This window comes from Streptomyces tagetis, assembly GCF_018069565.1.
Taxonomy (GTDB): domain Bacteria; phylum Actinomycetota; class Actinomycetes; order Streptomycetales; family Streptomycetaceae; genus Streptomyces; species Streptomyces tagetis.
The window spans coordinates 266,557-291,143 of sequence record NZ_JAGPNL010000004.1 but is presented as its reverse complement, the minus strand read 5'-3'; the positions used below and the strand labels follow the sequence as shown (position 1 = coordinate 291,143).

Below are 24,587 nucleotides of genomic sequence, written 5' to 3'. Positions count from 1 at the left end.
AGCAAGGACCGAAGCCGGACAGCACAACCGGTCGCCGAGCCAGACAGGCCGACGTCCGCTCCAGGGAAGGACCCTTCGTGAGCGACACCACCGATCTGATGGGCGCACGTGTCGAGGAGACCGCTGCCGCGCCCGCCACGGACGCTTCCGCGCCTGCCACCGGTGCCGGCTCCCGGCGGCGCCGCGGTACCGGCCTTGAGGGCATGGTGCTGGCCGAGCTGCAACAGGTCGCATCCGGCCTCGGTATCAGGGGCACCGCGCGTATGCGCAAGAGCCAGTTGATCGAGGTCATCAAGGAGGCGCAGGCCGCGGGGGGTGCCCCCGCCAAGGCGGCGCCCGCCGCCGACGAGGCCGGCGAGACCAAGCCGAAGCGTCGCACCACCTCCCGCACCCGTACGGGCGACGAGACGCCCGCCGCCGAGAAGGCCGACAAGGCCGAGAAGGCCGCCGACAAGCCGGCCAAGGCCGACGGTGCGGAGAAGGCCGCGAAGGCCGAGAAGAAGACCGACGACGCCGGCCGGCCGGCCGCGCAGCAGCAGATCGACATCCCCGGCCAGCCCTCGCCGAAGGCCACGGCCGCCGAGCAGCCGGCCGGCGACGACGCCCCGGCCGAGCGCCGCCGGCGCCGTGCCACCGCCGACGCGGGCAGCCCCTCCACCGCCACCGAGACGGCGGTCGCCGAGACCCGGACGGAGCCGAAGACGGAGACGTCCGGCCAGCAGCACTCCCAGCAGTCCCCGAGCCACCACGGCGACGCGGACGGCGGCGAGGGCCGCCGGCGCGACCGCGGCCGGGACCGTGGACGCGAGCGCGACCGCGACCGCCGCGGCAAGGGCGACGACCAGCAGCAGAGCCAGAGCGGCGGACCGCAGCGCCAGCAGCAGCAGGGCGGCGGTGGCCGTCAGGACCGCCAGGAGCGCCAGGACCGCCAGGAGCGTCAGGACCGTCAGCAGCACGACGACGGCTACGACGACGACGGCGGGCGCCGCGGGCGCCGCGGGCGCTACCGCGACCGCCGGGGCCGCCGCGGGCGCGACGAGGTCCAGGAGCCGCAGATCACCGAGGACGACGTCCTGATCCCGGTCGCGGGCATCCTCGACATCCTCGACAACTACGCCTTCATCCGCACCTCGGGCTACCTGCCCGGCCCGAACGACGTGTACGTCTCCCTCGCCCAGGTCCGCAAGAACGGCCTGCGCAAGGGCGACCACCTCACCGGAGCCGTGCGCCAGCCGAAGGAGGGCGAGCGCCGCGAGAAGTTCAACGCGCTGGTGCGCCTGGACTCCGTCAACGGCATGGCCCCCGAACACGGCCGCGGACGCCCGGAGTTCAACAAGCTGACGCCGCTGTACCCGCAGGACCGCCTCCGCCTGGAGACGGACCCGGGCGTGCTGACCACCCGGATCATCGACCTGGTCTCGCCCATCGGCAAGGGCCAGCGCGGTCTGATCGTGGCCCCGCCGAAGACCGGCAAGACCATGATCATGCAGGCGGTCGCCAACGCGATCACCCACAACAACCCCGAGTGCCACCTGATGGTCGTCCTCGTCGACGAGCGTCCGGAAGAGGTCACCGACATGCAGCGGTCGGTGAAGGGCGAGGTCATCTCCTCGACCTTCGACCGTCCCGCCGAGGACCACACCACGGTCGCCGAGCTCGCCATCGAGCGCGCCAAGCGGCTGGTGGAGCTGGGCCACGACGTCGTCGTGCTGCTCGACTCGATCACGCGTCTGGGCCGTGCGTACAACCTCGCCGCCCCGGCCTCCGGCCGCATCCTGTCCGGTGGTGTCGACTCGACCGCCCTGTACCCGCCGAAGCGCTTCTTCGGCGCGGCCCGCAACATCGAGGACGGCGGTTCGCTGACCATCCTCGCCACCGCCCTGGTGGACACCGGGTCCCGCATGGACGAGGTGATCTTCGAGGAGTTCAAGGGCACCGGCAACATGGAGCTCAAGCTCGACCGGAAGCTCGCCGACAAGCGCATCTTCCCGGCGGTGGACGTGGACGCGTCCGGCACCCGCAAGGAGGAGATCCTGCTCGGCAACGAGGAGCTGGCCGTCGTCTGGAAGCTGCGCCGGGTGCTGCACGCCCTCGACCAGCAGCAGGCGATCGAACTGCTCCTCGACAAGATGAAGCAGACCAAGTCGAACGTCGAGTTCCTGATGCAGATCCAGAAGACGACCCCGACGCCGGGCAACGGCGACTGAGTCCGGTCTTCCACGGCGAAAGGGCCGCTCCCGCAAGGGGGCGGCCCTTCGCGTCTCCCCGTACGGGCCTGTCTCCCTGTACGAGCCTGTCTCCCCGTACGGGCCCGCGTCACGGAGCGCGAACCCGCTGACACCTTCGGGTGAAGCGGGAGGGCGGCGCCGGGCCGTGCGCGGTCCCCGCGCCGTCACGCTCCGTGCCGGAGGGGCGGGCGAGGGTGACCGTCGGGTCCGGGCCGGCCCCCTTCCGCTTTCTCCGTCCGGCCGGTCGGGGGACGATAGGGCGAAACCGGTCGGAATCCGGCCGGACCGCGGCCGGCTCCGAGCGCAGGAGGCGGCCGACCGGACCAGAACCGAGGAGCGCATGTCCGCCGAGAGCACGCCACCGGAGCCCGGCATACCCCGCGACCCCCGCCCCGGCGGGCCGCGCCGACGCCGCGGCCCGCGACGCAAGGCGCTGCTCGTCACGGCCTGGATCGCGGCCGGCGTCCTGCTCCTCGGCGGCACCGGCGCGACGGTCCTGTACCTCAAGCTCAACGGCAACCTGCGCAGCGTCGACATCGACGCCATCCTCGGCGGCGACCGGCCGGAGAAGGGCGCCGGCGGCTCCCGGAACCTCCTCGTCCTCGGCTCCGACAGCCGCTCCGGCGGCAACCGCGAGCTGGGCGGCGGCCGGGACGACGGCACCTCCCGCTCCGACACGGCGATGGTCGTGCACCTCTACCGGGACCACCGCAGGGCCGCCGTGGTCTCCATCCCGCGCGACACCCTCGTCGACCGCCCCGAGTGCACCGGCCCCGACGGCCGCGACCACCCCGCCGCCACCGACGTGATGTTCAACTCCGCGTACGCCACCGGGGGCGCCGCCTGCGCCGTCAAGACCGTCGAGTCCCTGTCCGGGCTGCGCATGGACCACTACCTGGAGATCGACTTCAGCGGTTTCCAGCGGCTCGTCGACGCCCTCGGCGGCGTCCGGGTCACCACCGCCCGGGACATCCGGGACCCCGAGAGCCACCTCGACCTCACGGCCGGCACCCACACCCTCGACGGCCGGCAGGCCCTCGGCCTGGTCCGCACCCGGCACGGCGTCGGCGACGGCAGCGACCTCGGCCGCATCCAGCTCCAGCAGTCCTTCGTCAAGGCCCTGGCGGCCCAGGTCCAGGACGTCGGCCTGCTCGGCAACCCCAAGAAGCTCTACGACCTCGCCGACACCGCCACCAAGAGCGTGACCACCGACTCGGGCCTGGGCTCGGTCAACTCCCTGATGTCCTTCGCCGCCGGCCTCAGGGACGTCGACGCGGCCAGGCTGCGGATGGTCACCATGCCCGTCGTCTACGACCCCGCCGACGGCAACCGGGTCCTGGTCGAGAAGGCCAAGGCCCGGCAGGTGTGGGACGCGCTGAAGGACGACCGGGCCGTCCCGCCCGGCGCCGTCGAGGGCACCGCCGACGGCGAGGCCGACGGCGTGGTCGGCGGCCCGGAGGCCGGCACCGCCCCTTGACGAGGCCCACGCGGCCCCCTGACGAGGCCGGCACCGCCCCTTGACGCCCCTTGGCGGCCCCTGACGGCCGCCTCAGGCGCCCGCGAGGCCGCCGGGCGCCCGGGAAGCGCCACGGACCACGCCGGGGCGCCGCACGCCGGGCCGGAGCGCCGCACGCCGCGCGCGGGCGCCGTGCCCGCCCGCCACCGAAGCGCCGGCGCCCCGCGGAATACCGGGCCCCACCCCCCGGTTTTGGGAGAGGGCCCCAGTCCTGGCAGACTGGTCCGTCGGCTCCGGTTCACGCCTCCGCATCCCGCGGCAGCGACCCGGCGCCCTCTTGATCCAAGGAGACACCGTGAAGCGTGACATCCACCCCGAGTACGTCGAGACGCAGGTGAGCTGCACCTGTGGCGCGTCGTTCACGACCCGGAGCACCATCCCGTCCGGCACCGTGCGCGCCGAGGTCTGCTCCGAGTGCCACCCGTTCTACACGGGCAAGCAGAAGATCCTCGACACCGGTGGCCGCGTCGCCCGCTTCGAGGCCCGCTTCGGCAAGGCGTCCGCCGGCTCCAAGAAGTAGCGAGCCTCCAACCGCCGGTCCACGGCCGCGTCCCCCAGCCGGGGGGCCGCCGGGACCGGCGTTTTTGGTCGCCCGCCCTTCACCTTCGTACGCACCGCAGGAGCCCAAGATGTTCGAGGCCGTCGAGGAACTCGTCGCCGAACACGCCGACCTGGAGAAACGGCTCGCCGATCCGTCGGTCCACGCCGACCAGGCCAACGCGCGCAAGCTGAACAAGCGCTACGCCGAGCTGACCCCGATCGTCGCCACGTACCGCTCCTGGAGGCAGACGGGCGACGACCTCGGGACCGCACGCGAACTGGCCGCCGACGACCCGGACTTCGCCGCCGAGGTCAAGGAGCTGGAGCAGAGCGGCGAGGAGCTGACGGAGAAGCTCCGCCTGCTGCTCGTCCCCCGCGACCCCAGCGACGACAAGGACGTCATCCTGGAGATCAAGGCCGGGGCGGGCGGCGACGAATCCGCCCTCTTCGCCGGCGACCTGCTGCGCATGTACCTGCGCTACGCCGAGCGGGTCGGCTGGAAGACCGAGATCATCGACGCCACCGAGTCCGAGCTGGGCGGCTACAAGGACGTCCAGGTCGCCGTGAAGACCAAGGGCGGCCAGGGCGCCACCGAGCCCGGACAGGGCGTGTGGGCGCGGCTGAAGTACGAGGGCGGCGTGCACCGGGTGCAGCGCGTGCCCGCGACCGAGTCCCAGGGCCGCATCCACACCTCCGCCGCCGGTGTGCTGGTCACGCCCGAGGCCGAGGAGATCGACGTCGAGATCAACCCCAACGATCTGCGCATCGACGTCTACCGCTCCTCCGGACCCGGCGGCCAGTCCGTCAACACCACCGACTCCGCCGTGCGCATCACGCACCTGCCCACCGGGGTCGTCGCCTCCTGCCAGAACGAGAAGAGCCAGCTCCAGAACAAGGAGCAGGCGCTGCGCATCCTGCGTTCGAGGCTGCTCGCCGCGGCGCAGGAGGAGGCGGAGAGCAAGGCCGCCGACGCCCGCCGCAGCCAGGTCCGCACCGTCGACCGGTCCGAGAAGATCCGCACGTACAACTACCCGGAGAACCGGATCTCCGACCACCGCGTCGGCTTCAAGGCGTACAACCTGGACCAGGTCCTGGACGGCGATCTCGACGCCGTGATCCAGGCGTGCGTCGACGCGGACTCGGCGGCCAAGCTGGCAGCCGCATAACCTGCCCAGCACCGGAACACCGCTCAGCCCCGGAGGACCAGCGTGAACCTGCTGCTCGCGGAGGTGGCCCAGGCCACCCAGCGGCTGGCCGACGCAGGCGTGCCCTCGCCGCGCACCGACGCGGAGGAGCTCGCCGCGTATCTGCACGGCGTCAAGCGGGGTGAGCTGCACACCGTGCCGGACGCCGACTTCGACGCCCGGTACTGGGAGGTCGTCGCCCGCCGCGAGGCGCGCGAGCCGCTCCAGCACATCACCGGCCGCGCCTACTTCCGCTACCTGGAGCTCCAGGTCGGCCCCGGCGTCTTCGTCCCCCGTCCCGAGACCGAGTCCGTGGTCGGCTGGGCCATAGACGCGGTACGGGCCATGGACGTCGTCGAGCCCTGCATCGTCGACCTGTGCACCGGCTCGGGCGCCATCGCGCTCGCGCTCGCCCAGGAGGTCCCGCGCTCGCGGGTGCACGCCGTGGAGCTGTCCGAGGACGCCCTCGTGTGGACCCGCAAGAACATGGAGGGCTCCCGCGTCGACCTGCGCCAGGGCGACGCCCTGGCCGCCTTCCCGGACCTCGACGGCCAGGTCGACCTGGTGATCTCCAACCCGCCGTACATCCCGCTCACCGAGTGGGAGTACGTCGCCCCGGAGGCCCGGGACCACGATCCGCAGCTCGCGCTCTTCTCCGGCGAGGACGGCCTCGACCTCATCCGGGGCCTGGAACGCACCGCCCACCGCCTGCTGCGCCCCGGCGGGGTCGTCGTCGTCGAGCACGCCGACACCCAGGGCGGCCAGGTGCCGTGGATCTTCACCGAGGAGCGGGGGTGGGCCGACGCGGCCGACCACCCCGACCTCAACAACCGCCCGCGGTTCGCCACCGCCCGCAAGGCGCTGCCGTGAGCCCGCCCCAGACTTCGATCCCGCAGAACGTGTACGAGGAGGCCCGCCCGATGGCACGGCGATACGACACCAACGACGCGACCGACCGCCAGACCGGTCTGCGCGAGGCCGCGTCCGCCGTCCGCCGTGGCGAGCTGGTGGTCCTGCCGACGGACACCGTGTACGGCATCGGGGCCGACGCCTTCACCGGCGAGGCCGTCGCCGACCTGCTGGAGGCCAAGGGCCGGGGCCGCAACATGCCCACCCCCGTGCTCATCGGCTCCCCGAACACCCTGCACGGGCTGGTCACGGACTTCTCCGAGAAGGCGTGGGAGCTGGTCGACGCCTTCTGGCCGGGCGCGCTCACCCTCGTCGCCCGCCACCAGCCCTCCCTGCAGTGGGACCTCGGCGACACCCGCGGCACGGTCGCCGTACGGATGCCGCTGCACCCGGTCGCCATCGAACTGCTCACCGAGGTCGGCCCGATGGCCGTCTCCTCCGCCAACCTGACCGGGCACCCGGCGCCGGAGGACTGCGACGCCGCCCAGCGCATGCTCGGCGACGCCGTCTCCGTCTACCTCGACGGCGGCCCCACCCCCGGCAACGTGCCCTCCTCCATCGTCGACGTCTCGCGCGAGGTGCCGGTGCTGCTGCGCGCGGGCGCCCTGTCGGCGGAGGAGCTGCGCAAGGTGGTACCCGACCTCGAGGTGGCGAATTGACGGCCCCTGCGACGGGGCGTGGCATAGGCAACGGGGTACGTGTCGCGGAGGAGACGACGACGTTCGGCTTTCCGCGCGACAGCTTCCGCATCCTCCACGTCAGCACCGGCAACGTCTGCCGCTCGCCCATCACCGAGCGGCTGACCCGGCACTTCGTGGCGGAGCGGCTGGGCATCCTGGGCGGCGGGCTCATCGTGGAGAGCGCCGGCACCTGGGGCCACGAGGGCGCCCGCATGGAGGCCCACGCCGAGACCGTGCTCGCCGACTTCGGCGCGGACGCCGACGGCTTCACCGGGCGCGAGCTGCTGGACGAGCACGTGATCCGCGCCGACCTGGTGCTGACCGCGACCCGCGACCACCGCGCCCAGGTGATCTCCATGGGGCACTCGGCGGGACTGCGCACCTTCACCCTCAAAGAGTTCACCCGCCTGGTGAACGCCATCGACCCGGCCACCCTGCCGCCGCTGGACGACGGGCTGGTCACCCGCTCCCGCGCCCTGGTGCGCGCCGCCGCCGCCCTGCGCGGCTGGCTGCTGGCGCCCACGGCCGAGGCCGACGAGGTCCACGACCCCTACGGCGCCCCCCTGACCTTCTTCCGGTCCATCGGGGACGAGATACACCAGGCCCTGGACCCCGTGGTCACGGCGCTGACCGGCGTCCCCGCACACTCCTGAGCGCGCCCCCCCGCGCCGGGCGGCGGACGGCCGCGGCCGGTTCCCGGGCGCCCCGGGCCCGCCGGGCCTACGCTGGTCGTACGTCACCGTCGACGCAGCCCGGAGCGCACCATGCCGGTCACCCACACCCTCGCGGCCGATGCCGGCCTCCTGCGCCGGCAGGACCCCGAACTCGCCGACGTCCTGCTCGCCGAGGAACACCGGCAGTCGACGACCCTCCAGCTCACCGCCGCGGAGAACTTCGCCTCCCCGGCGGTGCTGGCCGCGCTCGGCTCCCCGCTCGCCAACAAGTACGCCGAGGGCTACCCCGGCGCCCGGCACCACGGCGGCTGCGAGATCGTCGACGCCGCCGAGCGGCTGGCGACGGACCGGGCCCGGGAGCTGTTCGGCGCCGAGCACGTCAACGTGCAGCCGCACTCCGGGTCCTCGGCCGTGCTGGCCGCCTACGCCGCCCTGCTGCGCCCCGGGGACACCGTCCTCGCCCTCTCCCTCGCCCACGGCGGCCACCTCACCCACGGCTCCCCGGCCAACTTCTCCGGCCGCTGGTTCGACTTCGTCGGCTACGGCGTCGACGCGGAGAGCGGCCTCGTCGACCACGACCAGGTGCGCGCCCTGGCCCGCGCCCACCGGCCCAAGGCGATCGTGTGCGGCTCCATCGCCTACCCGCGCCACCTCGACCACGCCTTCTTCCGCGAGGTCGCCGACGAGACGGGCGCCTACCTGATCGCGGACGCCGCCCACCCCATCGGGCTGGTCGCGGGCGGGGCGGCGCCCAGTCCGGTGCCGTACGCCGACGTGGTGTGCGCCACCACGCACAAGGTGCTGCGCGGACCGCGCGGCGGCATGATCCTGTGCGGGCGGGAACTGGCCGAGCGGGTGGACCGGGCCGTCTTCCCCTTCACCCAGGGCGGCGCGCAGATGCACACCATCGCCGCCAAGGCGGTCGCCTTCGGCGAGGCCCGCACGCCCGCCTTCGCCGTCTACGCCCACCGGGTCGTCGCCAACGCCCGCGTCCTCGCCGACCACCTCGCCGACGAGGGGCTGATCGTCACCACCGGGGGCACCGACACCCACCTGATCACCGCCGACCCGGGGCCGCTCGGCGTGGACGGGCGCACGGGCCGCCGGCTGCTGGCGGCGGCCGGGATGGTGCTGGACTGCTGTCCGCTGCCCCACGGGGAGGCCCGCGGGCTGCGGCTGGGCACCGCGGCGCTGACCACACAGGGCATGGGGGAGCAGGAGATGCGCACGGTGGGCGCGCTGCTCGCCGGGGTGCTGCGGGGCACCTCGGATGCGGCCGGGGCGCGCGAGGCGGTACGGGAACTGGCGGAGGTCCACCCGCCGTATCCGGGCTGACACGGGGCAGACGGAACCGGGTGGCCCGCCGTTCGTGCAACCATCGTCGCTACCCGGAAGTCCTCACACATATGCGTGCCTCGCTAGGGTGTGGGGCTGGGAATGGCCAGCGAGACCTGTGGGGAAGCCCGTGCGTGAATACCTGCTGACGCTCTGCGTCACGGCCGCGGTGACGTATCTGCTGACAGGGCCGGTACGGAAGTTCGCGATCGTGGCGGGGGCGATGCCGGAGATCCGGGCACGTGACGTGCACCGGGAACCCACTCCGCGGCTCGGCGGGATCGCGATGTTCATCGGGCTCTGCGCCGGGCTGCTGGTCGCCGACCACCTGCCCAACCTCAACGAGGTCTTCGAGAAGTCCAACGAGCCGCGGGCGCTGCTCTCCGGCGCCGCCCTGATCTGGCTGATCGGCGTGCTGGACGACAAGTTCGAGATCGACGCCCTGATCAAGCTGGGCGGGCAGATGATCGCGGCCGGCGTGATGGTGGTCCAGGGCCTGACCATCCTGTGGATTCCGGTGCCGGGCGTCGGCACGGTGGCGCTCACCCAGTGGCAGAGCACCCTGCTCACGGTGGCGCTGGTGGTGATCACCATCAACGCGGTCAACTTCGTGGACGGCCTCGACGGGCTGGCGTCCGGCATGGTGTGCATCGCGGCGGCGGCGTTCTTCATGTACGCCTACCGGGTCTGGTACTCGTACGGCATCGAGGCGGCGGCCCCGGCCTCGCTGTTCGCGGCGATCCTCATGGGCATGTGCCTCGGGTTCCTGCCGCACAACATGCACCCGGCGCGGATCTTCATGGGCGACTCCGGGTCGATGCTGATCGGGCTGGTGCTGGCGGCGGGCGCGATCTCGGTCACCGGCCAGGTCGACCCGGACGTGATGAACCTGTTCTCCGGTTCCGAGCGCAACACCGTGCACCAGATGGTGCCGGTCTACATCCCGCTGCTGATGCCGCTGACCATCATCGCCATCCCGGCCGCCGACCTGATCCTGGCGATCGTGCGGCGCACCTGGCGCGGGCAGTCGCCGTTCGCCGCCGACCGGGGGCATCTGCACCACCGGCTGCTGGAGGTCGGGCACTCGCACAGCCGCGCGGTGCTGATCATGTATTTCTGGGCGGCGTTGATCGCTTTCGGCGCCCTCGCCTACTCGGTCAACTCGGCGTCCATGTGGATCGTGCTGGGCGTGGTCTTCCTCAGCGCGGTCGGCCTGGTGCTGCTCCTGCTGCCGCGCTTCACGCCGCGCGCCCCGCGCTGGGCCGAGCGGTTCGTGCCGCCGCGCTACCGGCGCCGCAGGACCGCCGCCGTCGGGCAGGCCGCCGCCCTCGCGGGTGCCCCGGCGCCGGCCGTGGCGGAGGCCCTGGGCGCCTCAGGAGCCCCCCAGGAGGCGTCCGCCGCCCCCGTCCGGGCGGGTGCCGCCCAGGCCAACGGAGCGACCGCCCTGGGGGCCCGTACGCGCCTGCTGGACGAACGGCGGGCGGGCTCGTCGCGTTGACGGACGAACGGCCGAAGCCAAAGGGAGCATCCGGCCGCTGTGTTGTTCGATCATTGCCCCGTGAATACCGCCAATAACGGACATAATTCGCGGAATTACCCTCGGAATAGTGAATGGCCGTCAGGTGTGAGCGTGCGCACACCCGATGGGTAAAGACCTCATCAAATAGTTTGTGATACCGTTCACGAGTATCCCCGGACAGAGTCAAAGAGCCTGAAGACCACGGCCCTTTGGGGCCGAGGTTCCTCTCTCGACGCCGGGTCTACGCTCGTCCAGTGACGACACCCTGCCCCCAGTTATTTGCGGAGTTGCCGCCATGCCCTCCAGTGACGCCCGGATCCTCATCCAGGCTGCCGCGCCCACCGCTGCCGTAGGCGCGGTCGCCGTCGGAATCGGCGGCGCCCTCGAAGGCGGCCAGGGGGCGATCGGGGCGGGTATCGCAACCCTGCTCGTGCTCCTGCTCATGGGAGTCGGGCTGTATGCCCTCCAGCAGAGCGCCAAGGCCCTGCCCCACCTGTTCCAGGCGATGGGGCTGATGATGTACCTGGCCCAGATCCTGCTGATGTTCACCTTCCTCGCGCTGTTCAAGAACACGACGCTGTTCCACCCGCAGGTCTTCGCGCTGGCGCTCCTCGCCTCCACCCTGACCTGGGTCGGCGCACAGGCGCGCGCCACCGTGAAGGCCAAGATCCCTTACGTGGAGCCCGATTCGACGACGGGCGAGAAGAAGGAGACGCAGGGGCTCACGTCGTGAGGCGTAGGGCCGGGATAAGGGCGTGCGAGAGATCCTGCTATCGTCCGGTGCCAACTGCGGCATCGCGGGCGCGGGCATCCGATTCGAGGTCCGCCACCTCACGAGGCATGCCCCACTGTCGCCCCCACATCCGTAACACCAGTCCCGTGCCGATCCGTGGCTCCGTGCCGCGCCGACACCACGAGGTTGCCGAATCCATGCGTCACGCCGAAGGAGCCCGCGGTGAGTGCTGACCCGACGCGGGTGCTTGCCTTCGAGACCGACTGCCACATCTTCGCGGACTGTGGCTTCCCGTCTCCCGGGCTGCACTCGTTCCTGTTCGAGCCCCTCTGGGGCGATGGCGACAGCAACATCTACTTCAACAAGCCGATGCTGCTGGCCCTTCTCGGCTCGATCATCGTGGTCGGCTTCTTCTGGGCGGCCTTCGGACGGCCCAAGGTCGTCCCCGGCAAGCTGCAGATGGTCGCCGAGGCCGGCTACGACTTCATCCGCCGCGGCATCGTCTACGAGACCATGGGCAAGCGCGAGGGAGAGAAGTACGTCCCCCTGGTCGTCGCCCTGTTCTTCTTCGTCTGGATGATGAACATCTGGTCGATCGTCCCGGTCGCCCAGTTCCCCGTGACGTCGATCATCGCGTACCCGATGGTGCTCGCGCTGATCGTCTACGTCGTATGGGTCTCGCTGACCTTCAAGCGGCAGGGTTTCGTCGGCGCCTTCAAGAACTTCACCGGCTACGACAAGTCGCTCGGCGGGGCCCTGCCGGTCGTCATGCTGATCGAGGCCTTCTCGAACCTGCTGGTCCGCCCGTTCACCCACGCCGTCCGGCTCTTCGCCAACATGTTCGCGGGCCACATCCTGCTGGTGCTCTTCACCATCGCCAGTTGGTACCTGCTGAACGGCATCGGGATCGCCTACGCCGGCGTCTCGTTCATCATGGCCATCGTGATGACCGCCTTCGAGCTGTTCATCCAGGCCCTGCAGGCTTACGTCTTCGTCCTGCTGACCTGCACCTACATCCAGGGCGCGCTCTCCGAGCAGCACTGAGCAGCCCGCACCCGCCCCAGTCGTCCGGTGGCCCACCCCCACCGGCTCGTGAAGAAAAGGAAGAACTGGCATGTCCCAGACCCTCGCCGCCGTCACCGGCTCGATCGCTTCCATCGGCTACGGCATCGCCGCCTTCGGTCCCGGCATCGGCGTCGGCATCATCTTCGGTAAGGGCACCGAAGCCATCGCCCGCCAGCCCGAGGCGGCCGGCCTGATCCGCGCCAACCAGATCCTCGGCTTCGCCTTCTGTGAGGCGCTCGCGCTGATCGGTCTGGTCATGCCGTTCGTCTACGGCAAGTGATCAACTGATCCGCGACCGGCTCACTGGACGAAAGGCACCCTGACATGAGCCAACTGCTCAATCTCGCGGCCGAGGAGGCGCAGAACCCCCTCCTCCCGCCGGTTCCCGAGATCGTCGTCGGCCTGCTCGCCTTCGTCATCGTCTTCGGCTTCCTCGCCAAGAAGCTCCTCCCGAACATCAACAAGGTTCTGGAGGAGCGCCGGGAGGCGATCGAAGGCGGGATCGAAAAGGCCGAGGCCGCACAGACCGAGGCCCAGAGCGTGCTTGAGCAGTACAAGGCTCAGCTCGCCGAGGCCCGTCACGAGGCCGCGCGCCTGCGCCAGGAGGCACAGGAGCAGGGCGCCGCGCTCATCGCCGAGATGCGCGCGGAAGGCCAGCGGCAGCGTGAGGAGATCATCGCCGCCGGTCACACGCAGGTCGAGGCCGACCGCAAGGCCGCCTCGGCGGCGCTGCGCCAGGACATCGGCCGGCTCGCCACCGACCTGGCGGGCAAGCTCGTCGGCGAGTCCCTTGAGGACCACGCCCGGCAGAGCCGTGTGATCGACCGCTTCCTCGACGAGCTCGAGGAGAAGGCCGAGGCGGCTCGATGACCATGCACGGAGCGAGCCGCGAGGCTCTGGCCGCTGCGCGTGAGCGCCTGGACGCGCTGACGGACTCCACCTCCGTGGACGCCGCCGCACTCGCCGAGGAGCTGGCGGCCGTCACGGCGCTGCTCCAGCGCGAGGTCGGACTGCGCCGGGTCCTCACCGACCCGGCGCAGGCCGGCGAGGCCAAGGCCACGCTGGTGCAGCGCCTGCTCGGCGGCCAGGTCGGCGGCACCACGGCGGACCTGGTGTCCGGCATGGTGCGCTCCCGCTGGTCGCAGCCCCGCGACCTGGTGGACGGCCTGGAGGAGCTGGCGAACACCGCCGACCTCACCGCGGCGCAGCGGGCCGGCGCGCTCGACGGCGTCGAGGACGAGCTGTTCCGCTTCGGGCGGATCGTCGCCTCCGACACCGCACTGCGCGCGGCCCTGACCGACCAGGCCGCGACCACGTCGGCCAAGACGGAGCTGCTGCGCCGCCTGCTGGGCGGCCGGGCAGAGGCGGTCACGGAGCGTCTGGTGACGCGACTGGTGACCGCTCCGCGGGGACGTAGTCTTGAAGCGGGACTGGAATCCCTCGGCAAGCTCGCCGCGGACCGGCGCAACCGCATGGTCGCCGTCGTCACCTCGGCGGTGCCGCTGAGCGACGGCCAGAAGCAGCGCCTCGGCGCCGCTCTCGCCACGCTCTACGGCCGGCCGATGCACCTCAACCTGGACGTGGACCCCGGCGTCGTCGGAGGCATCCGGGTGCAGGTCGGGGACGAGGTCATCAACGGCTCTCTGGCCGACCGGCTCGACGACGCCGCCCGCCGCATGACGAGCTAGCAGTACAGCAACAGAAGACGTATACGACGGCCCTGGTTGGGCCGTGCAAGAGGATTCACCTCTCATTGGGGGGAGTCCCGACTCGTGGAATACCCCCCAAGTGAAACTTCGGGCCCAACAAGGAGAGCAGGGAACTCAGATGGCGGAGCTCACGATCCGGCCGGAGGAGATCCGGGATGCGCTGGAGAACTTCGTCCAGTCGTACAAGCCGGACGCGGCCTCGCGCGAGGAGGTCGGTACGGTCACCCTTGCCGGCGACGGCATCGCCAAGGTCGAGGGCCTGCCCTCGGCCATGGCCAACGAGCTGCTGAAGTTCGAGGACGGCACCCTCGGCCTCGCCCTCAACCTCGAGGAGCGCGAGATCGGTGCCATCGTCCTCGGTGAGTTCAGCGGCATCGAGGAGGGCCAGCCGGTGCAGCGCACCGGAGAGGTCCTGTCGGTCGCCGTGGGCGAGGGCTACCTCGGCCGCGTCGTCGACCCCCTCGGCAACCCGATCGACGGCCTCGGCGAGATCGAGACCGAGGGCCGCCGCGCCCTCGAACTGCAGGCCCCCACGGTCATGCAGCGCAAGTCGGTGCACGAGCCGATGGAGACGGGTTACAAGGCCGTCGACGCCATGACCCCGATCGGCCGCGGCCAGCGCCAGCTCATCATCGGCGACCGCCAGACGGGCAAGACCGCCCTGGCCGTCGACACGATCATCAACCAGCGTGACAACTGGCGCACCGGCGACCCGAGCAAGCAGGTCCGCTGCATCTACGTCGCCATCGGCCAGAAGGGCTCCACCATCGCGTCGGTCCGCCGCGCGCTGGAGGAGAACGGCGCGCTGGAGTACACGACCATCGTGGCCGCCCCGGCGTCCGACCCGGCCGGCTTCAAGTACCTGGCGCCGTACACCGGCTCGGCCATCGGCCAGCAGTGGATGTACAACGGCAAGCACGTCCTGATCATCTTCGACGACCTGTCGAAGCAGGCCGACGCCTACCGCGCCGTGTCGCTGCTGCTGCGTCGCCCGCCGGGCCGCGAGGCGTACCCGGGTGACGTCTTCTACCTGCACTCCCGTCTGCTGGAGCGCTGCGCCAAGCTCTCCGACGAGATGGGCGCCGGTTCGATGACCGGTCTGCCGATCGTCGAGACCAAGGCCAACGACGTCTCGGCGTTCATCCCGACCAACGTCATCTCCATCACCGACGGCCAGTGCTTCCTGGAGTCCGACCTGTTCAACGCCGGCCAGCGCCCGGCCCTGAACGTCGGTATCTCGGTCTCCCGCGTCGGTGGCTCCGCCCAGCACAAGGCCATGAAGCAGGTCTCCGGCCGGCTCCGCGTGGACCTGGCCCAGTTCCGCGAGCTGGAGGCGTTCGCCGCCTTCGGTTCCGACCTGGACGCCGCCTCGAAGGCCCAGCTCGAGCGCGGTCAGCGCATGGTCGAACTGCTGAAGCAGGACCAGTACCAGCCGATGGCCACCGAGGACCAGGTCGTCTCCGTCTGGGCCGGCACCACCGGCCGCATGGACGACGTCCCGGTCGCCGACGTCCGCCGCTTCGAGAAGGAGCTGCTGGAGTACCTGCACCGCAAGGAGCAGGGCCTCATGACCTCCATCAAGGAGGGCGGCAAGATGTCCGACGACACCCTCCAGGCCGCCGGCGAGGCGATCGCCGAGTTCAAGAAGCAGTTCGAGACGGGCGACGGCAAGCTGCTCGGCGAGGACGCTCCGGCCACCGCCAAGTGACGTAAGGAAGGGACCTGACTCATGGGAGCTCAGCTCCGGGTCTACAAGCGTCGCATCCGATCCGTCACCGCGACCAAGAAGATCACCAAGGCGATGGAGATGATCGCCGCCTCGCGCGTCGTCAAGGCGATGCGCAAGGTGTCGGCCTCCACGCCGTACGCGCAGGAGCTGACCCGCGCGGTCACGGCGGTCGGTTCCGGGTCCGACGTCAAGCACCCGCTGACGACGGAGGCGGAGAACCCGTCCCGCGCCGCGGTCCTGCTGCTCACCAGCGACCGCGGCCTGGCCGGCGCCTTCAACGCCAACGCGATCAAGGCGGCGGAGCAGCTCACCGCGCGCCTTGAGGCGGACGGCCGGGAGATCGACGTGTACGTCGTCGGCCGGCGCGGGCTCGCCCACTACAACTTCCGCGAGCGCACTGTCGCGGAGTCGTGGACCGGCTTCACCGACGAGCCGTCGTACGCCGACGCCAAGACGGTCGCCGGTCCGCTGATCGAGGCGCTGGAGAAGGACACCGAGGACGGCGGCGTGGACGAACTCCACATCGTCTACACGGAGTTCGTCTCGATGATGACGCAGACGGCGGTCGGTTCCCGGCTGCTGCCGCTGCGCCTCGACGAGGTGGCGAAGGAGGAGCAGCCGAAGGACGAGGTCCTTCCGCTGTACGACTTCGAGCCGTCGGCGGAGGACGTCCTCGACGCCCTCCTGCCGCGCTACGTGGAGAGCCGCATCTACAACGCGCTCCTCCAGTCGGCCGCTTCCAAGCACGCCGCCACGCGGCGCGCAATGAAGTCGGCCACCGACAACGCGGGTGAGCTGATCAACACGCTCTCCCGGCTTGCCAACGCGGCCCGCCAGGCCGAAATCACCCAGGAAATCAGCGAGATCGTCGGTGGCGCCAGCGCTCTGGCCGACGCGAACGCGGGGAGTGACAACTGATGACCACCACTGTTGAGACCGCGACGGCCACGGGCCGCGTCGCCCGGGTCATCGGCCCGGTCGTCGACGTGGAGTTCCCCGTCGACGCCATGCCGGAGATCTACAACGCCCTGCACGTCGAGGTCGCCGACCCGGCCAAGGAGGGTGAGCTGAAGACGCTGACCCTGGAGGTCGCCCAGCACCTCGGCGGCGGCCTGGTCCGCACCATCTCGATGCAGCCCACCGACGGTCTGGTCCGCCAGGCCGCGGTGGTCGACACGGGCTCGGCCATCTCGGTGCCGGTCGGCGACTTCACCAAGGGCAAGGTGTTCAACACCCTCGGTGAGGTGCTGAACGTCGACGCCGAGTACGACGGCGAGCGCTGGCCGATCCACCGCAAGGCGCCCAACTTCGACGAGCTCGAGTCGAAGACCGAGATGTTCGAGACCGGCGTCAAGGTCATCGACCTGCTGACCCCGTACGTCAAGGGCGGCAAGATCGGTCTGTTCGGCGGTGCCGGTGTCGGCAAGACGGTGCTCATCCAGGAGATGATCTACCGCGTCGCCAACAACCACGACGGTGTCTCCGTGTTCGCCGGTGTCGGCGAGCGCACCCGTGAGGGCAACGACCTCATCGACGAGATGAGCGAGTCCGGCGTCATCGACAAGACGGCGCTGGTCTTCGGCCAGATGGACGAGCCCCCGGGTACCCGTCTGCGCGTCGCGCTGGCCGGCCTGACCATGGCCGAGTACTTCCGCGACGTCCAGAAGCAGGACGTGCTGTTCTTCATCGACAACATCTTCCGCTTCACCCAGGCCGGTTCCGAGGTGTCGACCCTGCTCGGCCGCATGCCCTCCGCGGTGGGCTACCAGCCGAACCTGGCCGACGAGATGGGTCTCCTCCAGGAGCGCATCACCTCGACCCGCGGTCACTCGATCACCTCGATGCAGGCGATCTACGTCCCCGCGGACGACCTGACCGACCCGGCCCCGGCCACCACCTTCGCCCACCTCGACGCGACGACGGTGCTCTCCCGTCCGATCTCGGAGAAGGGCATCTACCCGGCCGTGGACCCGCTGGACTCCACGTCCCGCATCCTTGACCCGCGGTACATCGCGCTGGACCACTACAACGCGGCCATGCGCGTGAAGAACATCCTGCAGAAGTACAAGGACCTCCAGGACATCATCGCGATCCTCGGTATCGACGAGCTGGGCGAGGAGGACAAGCTCGTCGTCCACCGTGCCCGTCGCGTGGAGCGCTTCCTGTCCCAGAACACCCACGTCGCCAAGCAGTTCACCGGCGTGGACGGTTCGGACGTACCGCTGGAGGAGTCGATCGCGGCGTTCAACGCGATCTGCGACGGCGAGTACGACCACTTCCCGGAGCAGGCGTTCTTCATGTGCGGTGGTATCGAGGACCTGAAGAAGAACGCGAAGGAGCTGGGCGTCTCCTGAGCCACGCGCTCACCCGAGGGGGCGGGTGCGGTCCCGCCCCCTCGGTCACGCCCCTTAGAATCGACCCCAACACCCGGCAGTCCCGCCGGGTGGTGACCCGAGGAGCCACCCTTGGCTGCTGAGCTGCACGTCGAGCTCGTCGCCGCCGACCGCCAGGTCTGGTCCGGCGAGGCCACCCTGGTCGTCGCGCGCACCACGTCCGGCGACATCGGCGTCATGCCCGGTCACCAGCCGCTGCTCGGTGTGCTGGAATCGGGCCCCGTGACCATCCGTACGAGTGAAGGTGAGACGGTCGTCGCCGCGGTGCACGGCGGTTTCATCTCCTTCGCGGACAACAAGCTGTCGCTGCTGGCGGAGACCGCCGAACTCGCCGACGAGATCGACGCCAAGCGGATCGAGCAGGAATTGCAGCGCGCCAAGGCGGAGGGCGACGTGCACGCCGCCCGCCGCGCGGAGGTGCGACTGCGCACGGTGACGGCGAGCTGATCCAGCCGGCCGTGCGATGACGTCACTCAGCCGCGGCCGGTACCGGAGCAATCCGGTACCGGCCGCGGCTGAGGTGAATGCGGGTGTTTTTTCCGTTCCGTTACCTAGGAGACGAGGAGGTCGGTGCCGATGGTCCTCGCTCTGACCGTGTGCGGAATCGTCGTCGCCCTGGTGGTGACGGGGCTGTTCGTCTTCGGTCTGCGCCGCCGGCTGATCCAGCGCTCGGGGGGCACCTTCGACTGTTCCCTGCGCTGGGAGGCCCCCGAGGAGGGCGACGCCGGCGGCAAGGGCTGGGCCTACGGTGTGGCCCGCTACAACGGCGACCGGGTCGAGTGGTACCGCGTCTTCTCGTACTCCTTCCGGCCGCGCCGGGTGCTGGAGCGGTCCGCGATCGAGGTGGCGGGCCGCCGGGTACCCGACGGGGAGGAGGAGCTGGCGCTGCTCTCCGACGCGGTGATCCTCGCCTGTCTGCACCGGGGCGTCCGGCTCGAACTGGCGATGAGCGAGGACGCGCTGACCGGCTTCCTCGCCTGGCTGGAGGCAGCCCCTCCGGGCCAGCGGGTGAACGTGGCGTAGCGCGCCCGTGCGTGAAGGTCCCCCCGGACCGGAGTCCGGGGGGACCGGCTTACTTCCGTTCGCTTACTTCCGTTCGCTTACTTCCGTTCGCTTACTTCAGGCCGCTGTCGATGGCGCCGACCAGCTCGCCGCTCGCGGTGTCACCGCTGAACTCCCAGAAGAACGCGCCGCCCAGGCCCTGCTGCTTGGACCAGGCCATCTTGGACTTCACGGTGGCGGGGGTGTCGTAGGACCACCAGTTGGTGCCGCAGTGGGCGTAGGCCGTGCCGGCGATGGTGCCGGTGGCCGGGCAGGTGTTCTTGAGGACCTTGTAGTCCTCGATACCGGACTCGTAGGTGCCGGTCGCCGGGCCGGTCGCGGTGCCGCCCGGGGCGGCCTGGGTCACGCCGGTCCAGCCGCGGCCGTAGAAGCCGATGCCGAGCAGGAGCTTCTTGGCGGGCACGCCCTTGGACGTGAACTTGGCGATCGCGTCGGCCGAGGTGAAGCCGGACTGCGGGATGCCGGAGTACGAGGTCAGCGGCGAGTGGGGAGCGGTCGGGCCGTTCTTCTCCCAGGCGCCGAAGAAGTCGTACGTCATCACGTTGTACCAGTCGAGGTACTGGGCGGCGCCGCCGTAGTCGGCCGCGTCGATCTTGCCGCCGCTGGAGCCGTCCGCCGTGACGGCGGCGGTGACCAGGTCGTTGCCGAACTCGGCGCGCATGGCCTTCATCATCGCGGTGATGGTGTTCGGGCCGCTGGTGTCACAGGTCAGGCCGCAGGCGTTGGGGTACTCCCAGTCCAGGTCGATGCCGTCGAAGACGTCGGCCCAGCGCGGGTCCTCGACCAGGTCGCGGCAGGACTTGGCGAAGGCCGCCGGGTTCTTCACCGCGTCGGGGAAGCCACCGGACCAGGTCCAGCCGCCGAAGGAGTACAGCACCTTGATGTGCGGGTACTTGGCCTTGAGCTTGCGGAGCTGGTTGAAGTTGCCGCGCAGCGGCTGGTCCCAGGTGTCGGCGACGCCGTCGACGGACTGGTCGGCGGTGTACGCCTTCTCGTAGTCGGCGTAGGAGTCGCCGATGGTGCACTTGCCGCCCTGGACGTTGCCGAAGGCGTAGTTGATGTGCGTGATCTTCTCGGCGGAGCCGGAGGTGACCAGGTTCTTCACGTGGTAGTCGCGCCCGTAGACGCCCCAGTTGGTGAAGTAGCCGAGCTTGACCTTGCCGCCGCCGCCCGGGTTGCCGCCGTCGTCGCCGCCGGTGGTGCGCACGGAGACGGCGCCGCTGACCGGGCCGGTCTGGTCGGCGGTGTCGCGGGCCTGGACGGCGTAGGAGTAGTCGGTGCCCTTGGCCAGGCCGGTGTCGGTGTACGTGGTGCCGGTCACGGTGGCGACCTTGGCACCGTCGCGCAGCACGTCGTAGTTCTTGACGCCCTTGTCGTCGGTGGCGGCCGACCAGGTGAGCTTCACCGAGGTGTCGGTGATGTTCGAGGCGACCGGGGTGCCGGGGGCGGAGGGGGCCTCGTCGCCAGGGACGGAACCGCCGTCGCAGCTACCGCCGTTGATTTTGCAGCCGGAGGGGGAGCCGGGGCCGCTGCCGTTGAAGCCGAAGGAGACGGTGGCCCCGGGGGCCAGGGTGCCGTTCCAGCCGACGTTCTTGGCGGTCCAGTGGTCACCGGAGTTGGTGACCGTGGCGTCCCAGGCGGAGGTGACCTTGGTGCCCGAGGGGAAGTCCCACTCGACGGTCCAGGAGTCGATCGTGGTGGTGCCGGTGTTCTTCACCGTCCAGCTCGCGCCGAAGCCGGTGCCCCAGTCGGAGCTCTTGGTGAAGGTCGCCGTCGCGCTCGTCGCGGCCTGGGCGGGGCTGGCGAGCCCGACCAGACCGGCCAGGGGAAGGGCCAGGGTCGCGGCCAGCGCCGCGGCTCTGTGTCTGAAGCGCATCCTGCGCCTCCTCTTCGTCTGCGCCGCAGGGAGCTGCCGGCCGGCGCGAGAGCCGCGACCCCGCTCAGCCCTCCGGGCCCAGCGCGTTCGCGGTCTCGCCACCGTCGCGTCCCTCCGGCTGTGGGGATGTTGCTGTGGACATGACTGAGCCGCATGCCCGCAGTGCCGCGAGGATAGAAAGGTCTGGACCAGAGGTCAAGAGGTCTGGACCAGTGCGGGACGGAGGGTGACTAGACGTCCAACTCCCTGGCGAGCACGGCCGCTTGGACCCGGCTGCGCAGTCCCAGCTTGGCCAGCAGACGGCTGACGTGCGTCTTCACCGTGGCCTCCGCCATGTCCAGGCGCCCGCCGATCGCCGCGTTGGACAGTCCCTCGCCGAGGCAGGACAGCACCTCGCGCTCACGCCGCGTCAGCTCCCGCAGCACCGCGGGATCGGCGGCCGGACCCGGCGCCGGGCGCGCGGCGAACTCGGCGATCAGCCGCCGGGTGACGGCCGGGGCGACGACGCCCTCACCGGCCGCCACCGTGCGTACGGCGTCGATCAGCGCCGCGGCCTCGGTGTTCTTCAGCAGGAACCCGGCGGCCCCCGCCCGCAGCGCCCCGAACACGTACTCGTCCAGGTCGAAGGTGGTCAGCACCAGGACGTCCGCCAGCCCCTCGCCGACGACCAGCCGGGTCGCCGACACCCCGTCCAGCCGGGGCATCCGCACGTCCATCAGCACCACGTCCGGCCGCAGTTCGCGGGCGAGCGCCACCGCCCGCTCGCCGTCCGCGGCCTCCGCGACGACCTCGATGTCGGGGGCGCTGTCCAGGATGAGCACCAGTCCGGCGCGGACGGCCGACTGGTCCTCGACGACCAGGACGCGGATCACGGGAGGTCTCCTTCGGTGAGGGGGAGCACGGCGCGCACGGACCAGAGGGTGCCGCCCGGCGCCGGGAGAGGTCCGGCCGCGAAGGTGCCGTGCAGCAGCCCGGCCCGCTCCCGCATCCCGGTCAGTCCGGCCCCGGAACCGGGGGCGCGCGGGGCGCCGTCACCGGCGTAGGGGCTGGTCACCTCGACGCGCAGCGCGCCGTCCCGGCGGCGCAGCACCACCTCCACCCGGCCCGGCGAGGCGTGCTTGAGCGCGTTGGTGAGCGACTCCTGCACGATCCGGTACGCGGCCAGTCCGACCGGCGCCGGCAGTCCCTCGCCGTGGTCCGCCGTCAGGGCGACGTCCAGCCCGTTGGCGCGGGCGGCGCCGACCAGCGCGCCGAGCCCGTCCAGGGTGGGGGCGACCGGGTCCGCCTCGGGGGCCGCCGGTCCGGCGCCGCCGGGTTCGCGCAGGATGCCGATGAGCCGGCGCATCTCGGCCAGTCCCGCCACGCTGTTCTCCCGGATGACGCCGAGCGCCCGCCGGGTGGTCGCGGGTTCCTCGATGGAGAGGGCGGCGGTGGAGTGGATGGCGATCGCGGAGAGGTGGTTGGCGACCAGGTCGTGCAACTCGCGGGCCATCCGGGAGCGTTCCGCGGTCACCGCCTGGACCCGGTCCATCTCCGCGAGCAGCGCGGTCTGTTCGGCGCGCAGCGAGGCGGCCTCGGCGGCCTCCCGGTGGTTGCGCACGATCAGTCCGGTGGAGGCGGGCGTGAACGAGACGACGCCGACGAGGACGCCCACCAGGAGCGCCTCGGGCACCCGCCACACGGCGTACGGCACGACCGTCGCGGCCACCGTCAGCAGGGCGGTGATCCACGGGAGGCGGCGGGCCGGGCCGGGCGGGCCGTAGAGGACCGCGGAGTACATCAGGTCGGTGTACATCACCACCGTGGCCAGGCTGCCCTGGGTCGTCGTGTCCGCGGCGAGCGCCGCGGTGCCGACCAGCAGTCCGGTGCGCGGGGCGGTGCGGCGCAGCAGCTCGCAGCCGGCCGTCACGGCGAGCGGGACCAGCAGCGGCCAGGTGCCGGGGAGGAGCACGAGCGGCTCCGTGGAGCGCCGTACGCCCAGCCCGAGGGCGGCCAGGAGCAGGCCGCCGAGCAGTCCGGCGACCGCGGCGCACACGTCGAAGCGGTGCGGGCGGGGGAGTCGTACGGCCATGGCTTCCATCCAACACGGCCCCCGGGCGGTCCGCCTGCTGCCCCGGGAGGGTCGCGGGGTGCGACTTTCGATGTACCGGAAGGTCGTCACCGGCGACGACGTCCGGGCCCGGACGGCACGGGAGGCTGGAGGGGTGACCGAGGGGAGCCAACCGTGATCGTCGCGCTGATCATCGCCTGTGAGACCGGCTTCTGGGTGCTGCTGGCGGCCGGGCTGGCCTGCCGCTACCTGCTGCGGATGCCCCGCACGGGCCTGGCGCTGCTGCTGTGCGAGCCGCTGCTGGAGGTCGTGCTCCTGGTGGCCACCGCGCTGGACCTGCGCGCGGGTGCCGCACCGGACTGGGCGCACGGCCTCGCGGCGCTCTACATCGGCTACACCGTCGGCCACGGTCACCGCACCGTGCGCTGGCTCGACGGCCACGCCGCCCACCGGCTGGGCGGGCGGCCGAAGCCGGCCGGTCCGCCCCGTCACGGCCTGCCCCGCGCGCGCCACGAGGGCGTGGTCTGGCTCGGCACCCTGCTCGGCGCGGTCACGGCGACCGTGCTGCTGCGGGCCGCGATGTGGTACGTGGGCGATCCCGCCCGAACCGGCCCGCTGGAGAGCTGGCAGGCGATGGCCTGGAGGGTCACCCTGATCCACGGCCTGATCGCGCTGACCTACCTGGTCTTTCCGAAGAAGGCCCCCGCCGGGACGGCCCCGGCAGCCCGGGGCGGGGACGGTGAGGGCGCCCGCCGGTGACGGCCTCCGGGCCGGGCGGCGTCTGCCTCAGCGCTCCCCGCCGGGCACCCACAGCACGTCCCCGACCTCCTTGTTGGCGGTGCGGGCGAGGATGAAGAGCAGGTCCGACAGGCGGTTGAGGTACGTCGCCGTCAGCGGGTTCATCGTCTCGCCGTGCGCCTCCAGCGCCGCCCAGGTGGAGCGCTCCGCGCGCCGGACCACCGTGCACGCCTGGTGCAGCAGCGCCGCGCCCGGGGTGCCGCCGGGCAGGATGAAGGAGCGCAGCTTCTCCAGCTCGGCCAGGAAGCGGTCGCAGTCGGCCTCCAGCCTGTCGACGTAGAACTGCTCGACCCGCAGCGGCGGGTACGGCGGGTTCTCCGCCACCGGCGTGGACAGGTCCGCGCCCACGTCGAACAGGTCGTTCTGGACGCGGACGAGGACCTCGACGACCTCCTCGGGCAGCGCGCCGAGGGCGACGGCCGTGCCGATGACCGCGTTGGCCTCGTTGGCGTCGGCGTACGCGGAGATCCTGAGGTCGGTCTTCGGGACCCGGCTCATGTCCCCGAGGGCGGTGGTGCCCTGGTCGCCGGTCCGGGTGTAGATGCGCGTCAGCTTGACCATGGCCCCAGCGTAGTGGGCCCGCCCTC

General features: G+C 71.3%; 24 protein-coding genes. 20 read left to right on the top strand and 4 right to left on the bottom strand.

All coding sequences use genetic code 11. The features are described from left to right. The first annotated feature begins 77 nt into the window (after nt 1–77). The 19 genes from rho (at nt 78) to J5Y05_RS16885 (ending at nt 19,237) form a co-directional block, all read left to right on the top strand. On the top strand, nt 78–2,207 hold the full coding sequence (rho, locus tag J5Y05_RS16975; RefSeq protein WP_210873254.1) for a transcription termination factor Rho: 2,130 nt from the start codon (nt 78–80) through the stop codon (nt 2,205–2,207). A 361-nt stretch (nt 2,208–2,568) separates the two neighbouring features. Continuing rightward, nucleotides 2,569–3,705 (top strand): LCP family protein, encoded by a 1,137-nt coding sequence (locus J5Y05_RS16970; protein WP_210873252.1) that lies wholly within the window; start codon nt 2,569–2,571, stop codon nt 3,703–3,705. A gap of 334 nt (nt 3,706–4,039) precedes the next feature. Next, nucleotides 4,040–4,264, top strand: a complete 225-nt coding sequence (gene rpmE, locus J5Y05_RS16965; RefSeq protein WP_210873250.1) for a 50S ribosomal protein L31 — start codon at nt 4,040–4,042, stop codon at nt 4,262–4,264. A 109-nt stretch (nt 4,265–4,373) separates the two neighbouring features. Beyond that, nucleotides 4,374–5,450, top strand: coding sequence for a peptide chain release factor 1 (gene prfA, locus J5Y05_RS16960; RefSeq protein WP_210873248.1), 1,077 nt, complete (start codon nt 4,374–4,376; stop codon nt 5,448–5,450). A 42-nt stretch (nt 5,451–5,492) separates the two neighbouring features. Beyond that, the gene (gene prmC, locus J5Y05_RS16955; protein ID WP_210873246.1) at nt 5,493–6,338 is read left to right on the top strand and encodes a peptide chain release factor N(5)-glutamine methyltransferase; all 846 of its coding nucleotides are present in this window, start codon (nt 5,493–5,495) and stop codon (nt 6,336–6,338) included. Between the two features lie 50 nt (nt 6,339–6,388). After that, nucleotides 6,389–7,036: an L-threonylcarbamoyladenylate synthase gene (locus J5Y05_RS16950; RefSeq protein ID WP_210873774.1), complete on the top strand. Its 648-nt coding sequence runs from the start codon at nt 6,389–6,391 to the stop codon at nt 7,034–7,036. Then, nucleotides 7,033–7,710, top strand: coding sequence for an arsenate reductase/protein-tyrosine-phosphatase family protein (locus J5Y05_RS16945; RefSeq protein WP_210873243.1), 678 nt, complete (start codon nt 7,033–7,035; stop codon nt 7,708–7,710). Before J5Y05_RS16950 ends, J5Y05_RS16945 begins: the two co-directional genes overlap by 4 nt. Nucleotides 7,711–7,821: 111 nt before the next feature. Further along, nucleotides 7,822–9,066 carry a serine hydroxymethyltransferase gene (gene glyA / locus J5Y05_RS16940; protein ID WP_210873241.1) on the top strand — a complete coding sequence of 415 codons (1,245 nt, stop codon included), beginning with the start codon at nt 7,822–7,824 and terminating at the stop codon, nt 9,064–9,066. 130 nt (nt 9,067–9,196) lie between these two features. After that, entirely contained in the window at nt 9,197–10,564 is a 1,368-nt protein-coding gene (locus J5Y05_RS16935; protein WP_210873239.1) for an MraY family glycosyltransferase, read from the top strand. Nucleotides 10,565–10,880: 316 nt separating this feature from the next. Further along, a complete protein-coding gene (locus J5Y05_RS16930) occupies nt 10,881–11,318 on the top strand; it encodes a Cg1360 family ATP-synthase-associated protein (protein WP_210873237.1) in 438 nt (145 codons plus the stop codon). Nucleotides 11,319–11,540: 222 nt separating this feature from the next. Next, nucleotides 11,541–12,362: a F0F1 ATP synthase subunit A gene (gene atpB / locus J5Y05_RS16925; RefSeq protein ID WP_210873235.1), complete on the top strand. Its 822-nt coding sequence runs from the start codon at nt 11,541–11,543 to the stop codon at nt 12,360–12,362. 70 nt (nt 12,363–12,432) lie between these two features. Continuing rightward, on the top strand, nt 12,433–12,663 hold the full coding sequence (atpE, locus tag J5Y05_RS16920; protein ID WP_030420957.1) for an ATP synthase F0 subunit C: 231 nt from the start codon (nt 12,433–12,435) through the stop codon (nt 12,661–12,663). A 44-nt stretch (nt 12,664–12,707) separates the two neighbouring features. Continuing rightward, nucleotides 12,708–13,253, top strand: a complete 546-nt coding sequence (locus J5Y05_RS16915) for a F0F1 ATP synthase subunit B (RefSeq protein ID WP_030420956.1) — start codon at nt 12,708–12,710, stop codon at nt 13,251–13,253. 2 nt (nt 13,254–13,255) lie between these two features. Next, nucleotides 13,256–14,071 carry a F0F1 ATP synthase subunit delta gene (locus tag J5Y05_RS16910; RefSeq protein WP_210873772.1) on the top strand — a complete coding sequence of 272 codons (816 nt, stop codon included), beginning with the start codon at nt 13,256–13,258 and terminating at the stop codon, nt 14,069–14,071. 139 nt (nt 14,072–14,210) lie between these two features. After that, a complete protein-coding gene (gene atpA, locus J5Y05_RS16905; protein WP_210873233.1) occupies nt 14,211–15,800 on the top strand; it encodes a F0F1 ATP synthase subunit alpha in 1,590 nt (529 codons plus the stop codon). Between the two features lie 21 nt (nt 15,801–15,821). Continuing rightward, nucleotides 15,822–16,739 (top strand): F0F1 ATP synthase subunit gamma, encoded by a 918-nt coding sequence (locus tag J5Y05_RS16900; RefSeq protein ID WP_210873231.1) that lies wholly within the window; start codon nt 15,822–15,824, stop codon nt 16,737–16,739. Beyond that, entirely contained in the window at nt 16,739–18,175 is a 1,437-nt protein-coding gene (gene atpD, locus J5Y05_RS16895; RefSeq protein ID WP_210873229.1) for a F0F1 ATP synthase subunit beta, read from the top strand. Before J5Y05_RS16900 ends, atpD begins: the two co-directional genes overlap by 1 nt. Nucleotides 18,176–18,286: 111 nt before the next feature. Then, nucleotides 18,287–18,661, top strand: a complete 375-nt coding sequence (locus J5Y05_RS16890) for a F0F1 ATP synthase subunit epsilon (protein ID WP_210873227.1) — start codon at nt 18,287–18,289, stop codon at nt 18,659–18,661. A gap of 129 nt (nt 18,662–18,790) precedes the next feature. Then, the gene (locus tag J5Y05_RS16885; RefSeq protein ID WP_030420950.1) at nt 18,791–19,237 is read left to right on the top strand and encodes a DUF2550 domain-containing protein; all 447 of its coding nucleotides are present in this window, start codon (nt 18,791–18,793) and stop codon (nt 19,235–19,237) included. A gap of 91 nt (nt 19,238–19,328) precedes the next feature. Here the strand turns inward: J5Y05_RS16885 and J5Y05_RS16880 are convergent, their stop codons facing one another. The 3 genes from J5Y05_RS16880 to J5Y05_RS16870 all read right to left on the bottom strand — a co-directional run bounded on the left by J5Y05_RS16880 (nt 19,329) and on the right by J5Y05_RS16870 (nt 23,223). Next, nucleotides 19,329–21,152: a glycoside hydrolase family 18 chitinase gene (locus J5Y05_RS16880; protein ID WP_210873225.1), complete on the bottom strand. Its 1,824-nt coding sequence runs from the start codon at nt 21,150–21,152 to the stop codon at nt 19,329–19,331. A gap of 230 nt (nt 21,153–21,382) precedes the next feature. Further along, entirely contained in the window at nt 21,383–22,024 is a 642-nt protein-coding gene (locus J5Y05_RS16875) for a response regulator (protein WP_210873223.1), read from the bottom strand. Further along, nucleotides 22,021–23,223: a sensor histidine kinase gene (locus J5Y05_RS16870; RefSeq protein WP_210873221.1), complete on the bottom strand. Its 1,203-nt coding sequence runs from the start codon at nt 23,221–23,223 to the stop codon at nt 22,021–22,023. The genes J5Y05_RS16875 and J5Y05_RS16870 overlap by 4 nt, the downstream gene beginning before the upstream one ends. A 153-nt stretch (nt 23,224–23,376) precedes the next feature. On the opposite strand from J5Y05_RS16870, the gene J5Y05_RS16865 reads away from it, so the two are divergent. Continuing rightward, entirely contained in the window at nt 23,377–23,961 is a 585-nt protein-coding gene (locus J5Y05_RS16865; protein ID WP_210873219.1) for a hypothetical protein, read from the top strand. Nucleotides 23,962–23,988: 27 nt separating this feature from the next. Here the strand turns inward: J5Y05_RS16865 and J5Y05_RS16860 are convergent, their stop codons facing one another. Further along, nucleotides 23,989–24,561 carry a cob(I)yrinic acid a,c-diamide adenosyltransferase gene (locus tag J5Y05_RS16860; protein WP_210873217.1) on the bottom strand — a complete coding sequence of 191 codons (573 nt, stop codon included), beginning with the start codon at nt 24,559–24,561 and terminating at the stop codon, nt 23,989–23,991. Nucleotides 24,562–24,587: the final 26 nt, after the last annotated feature.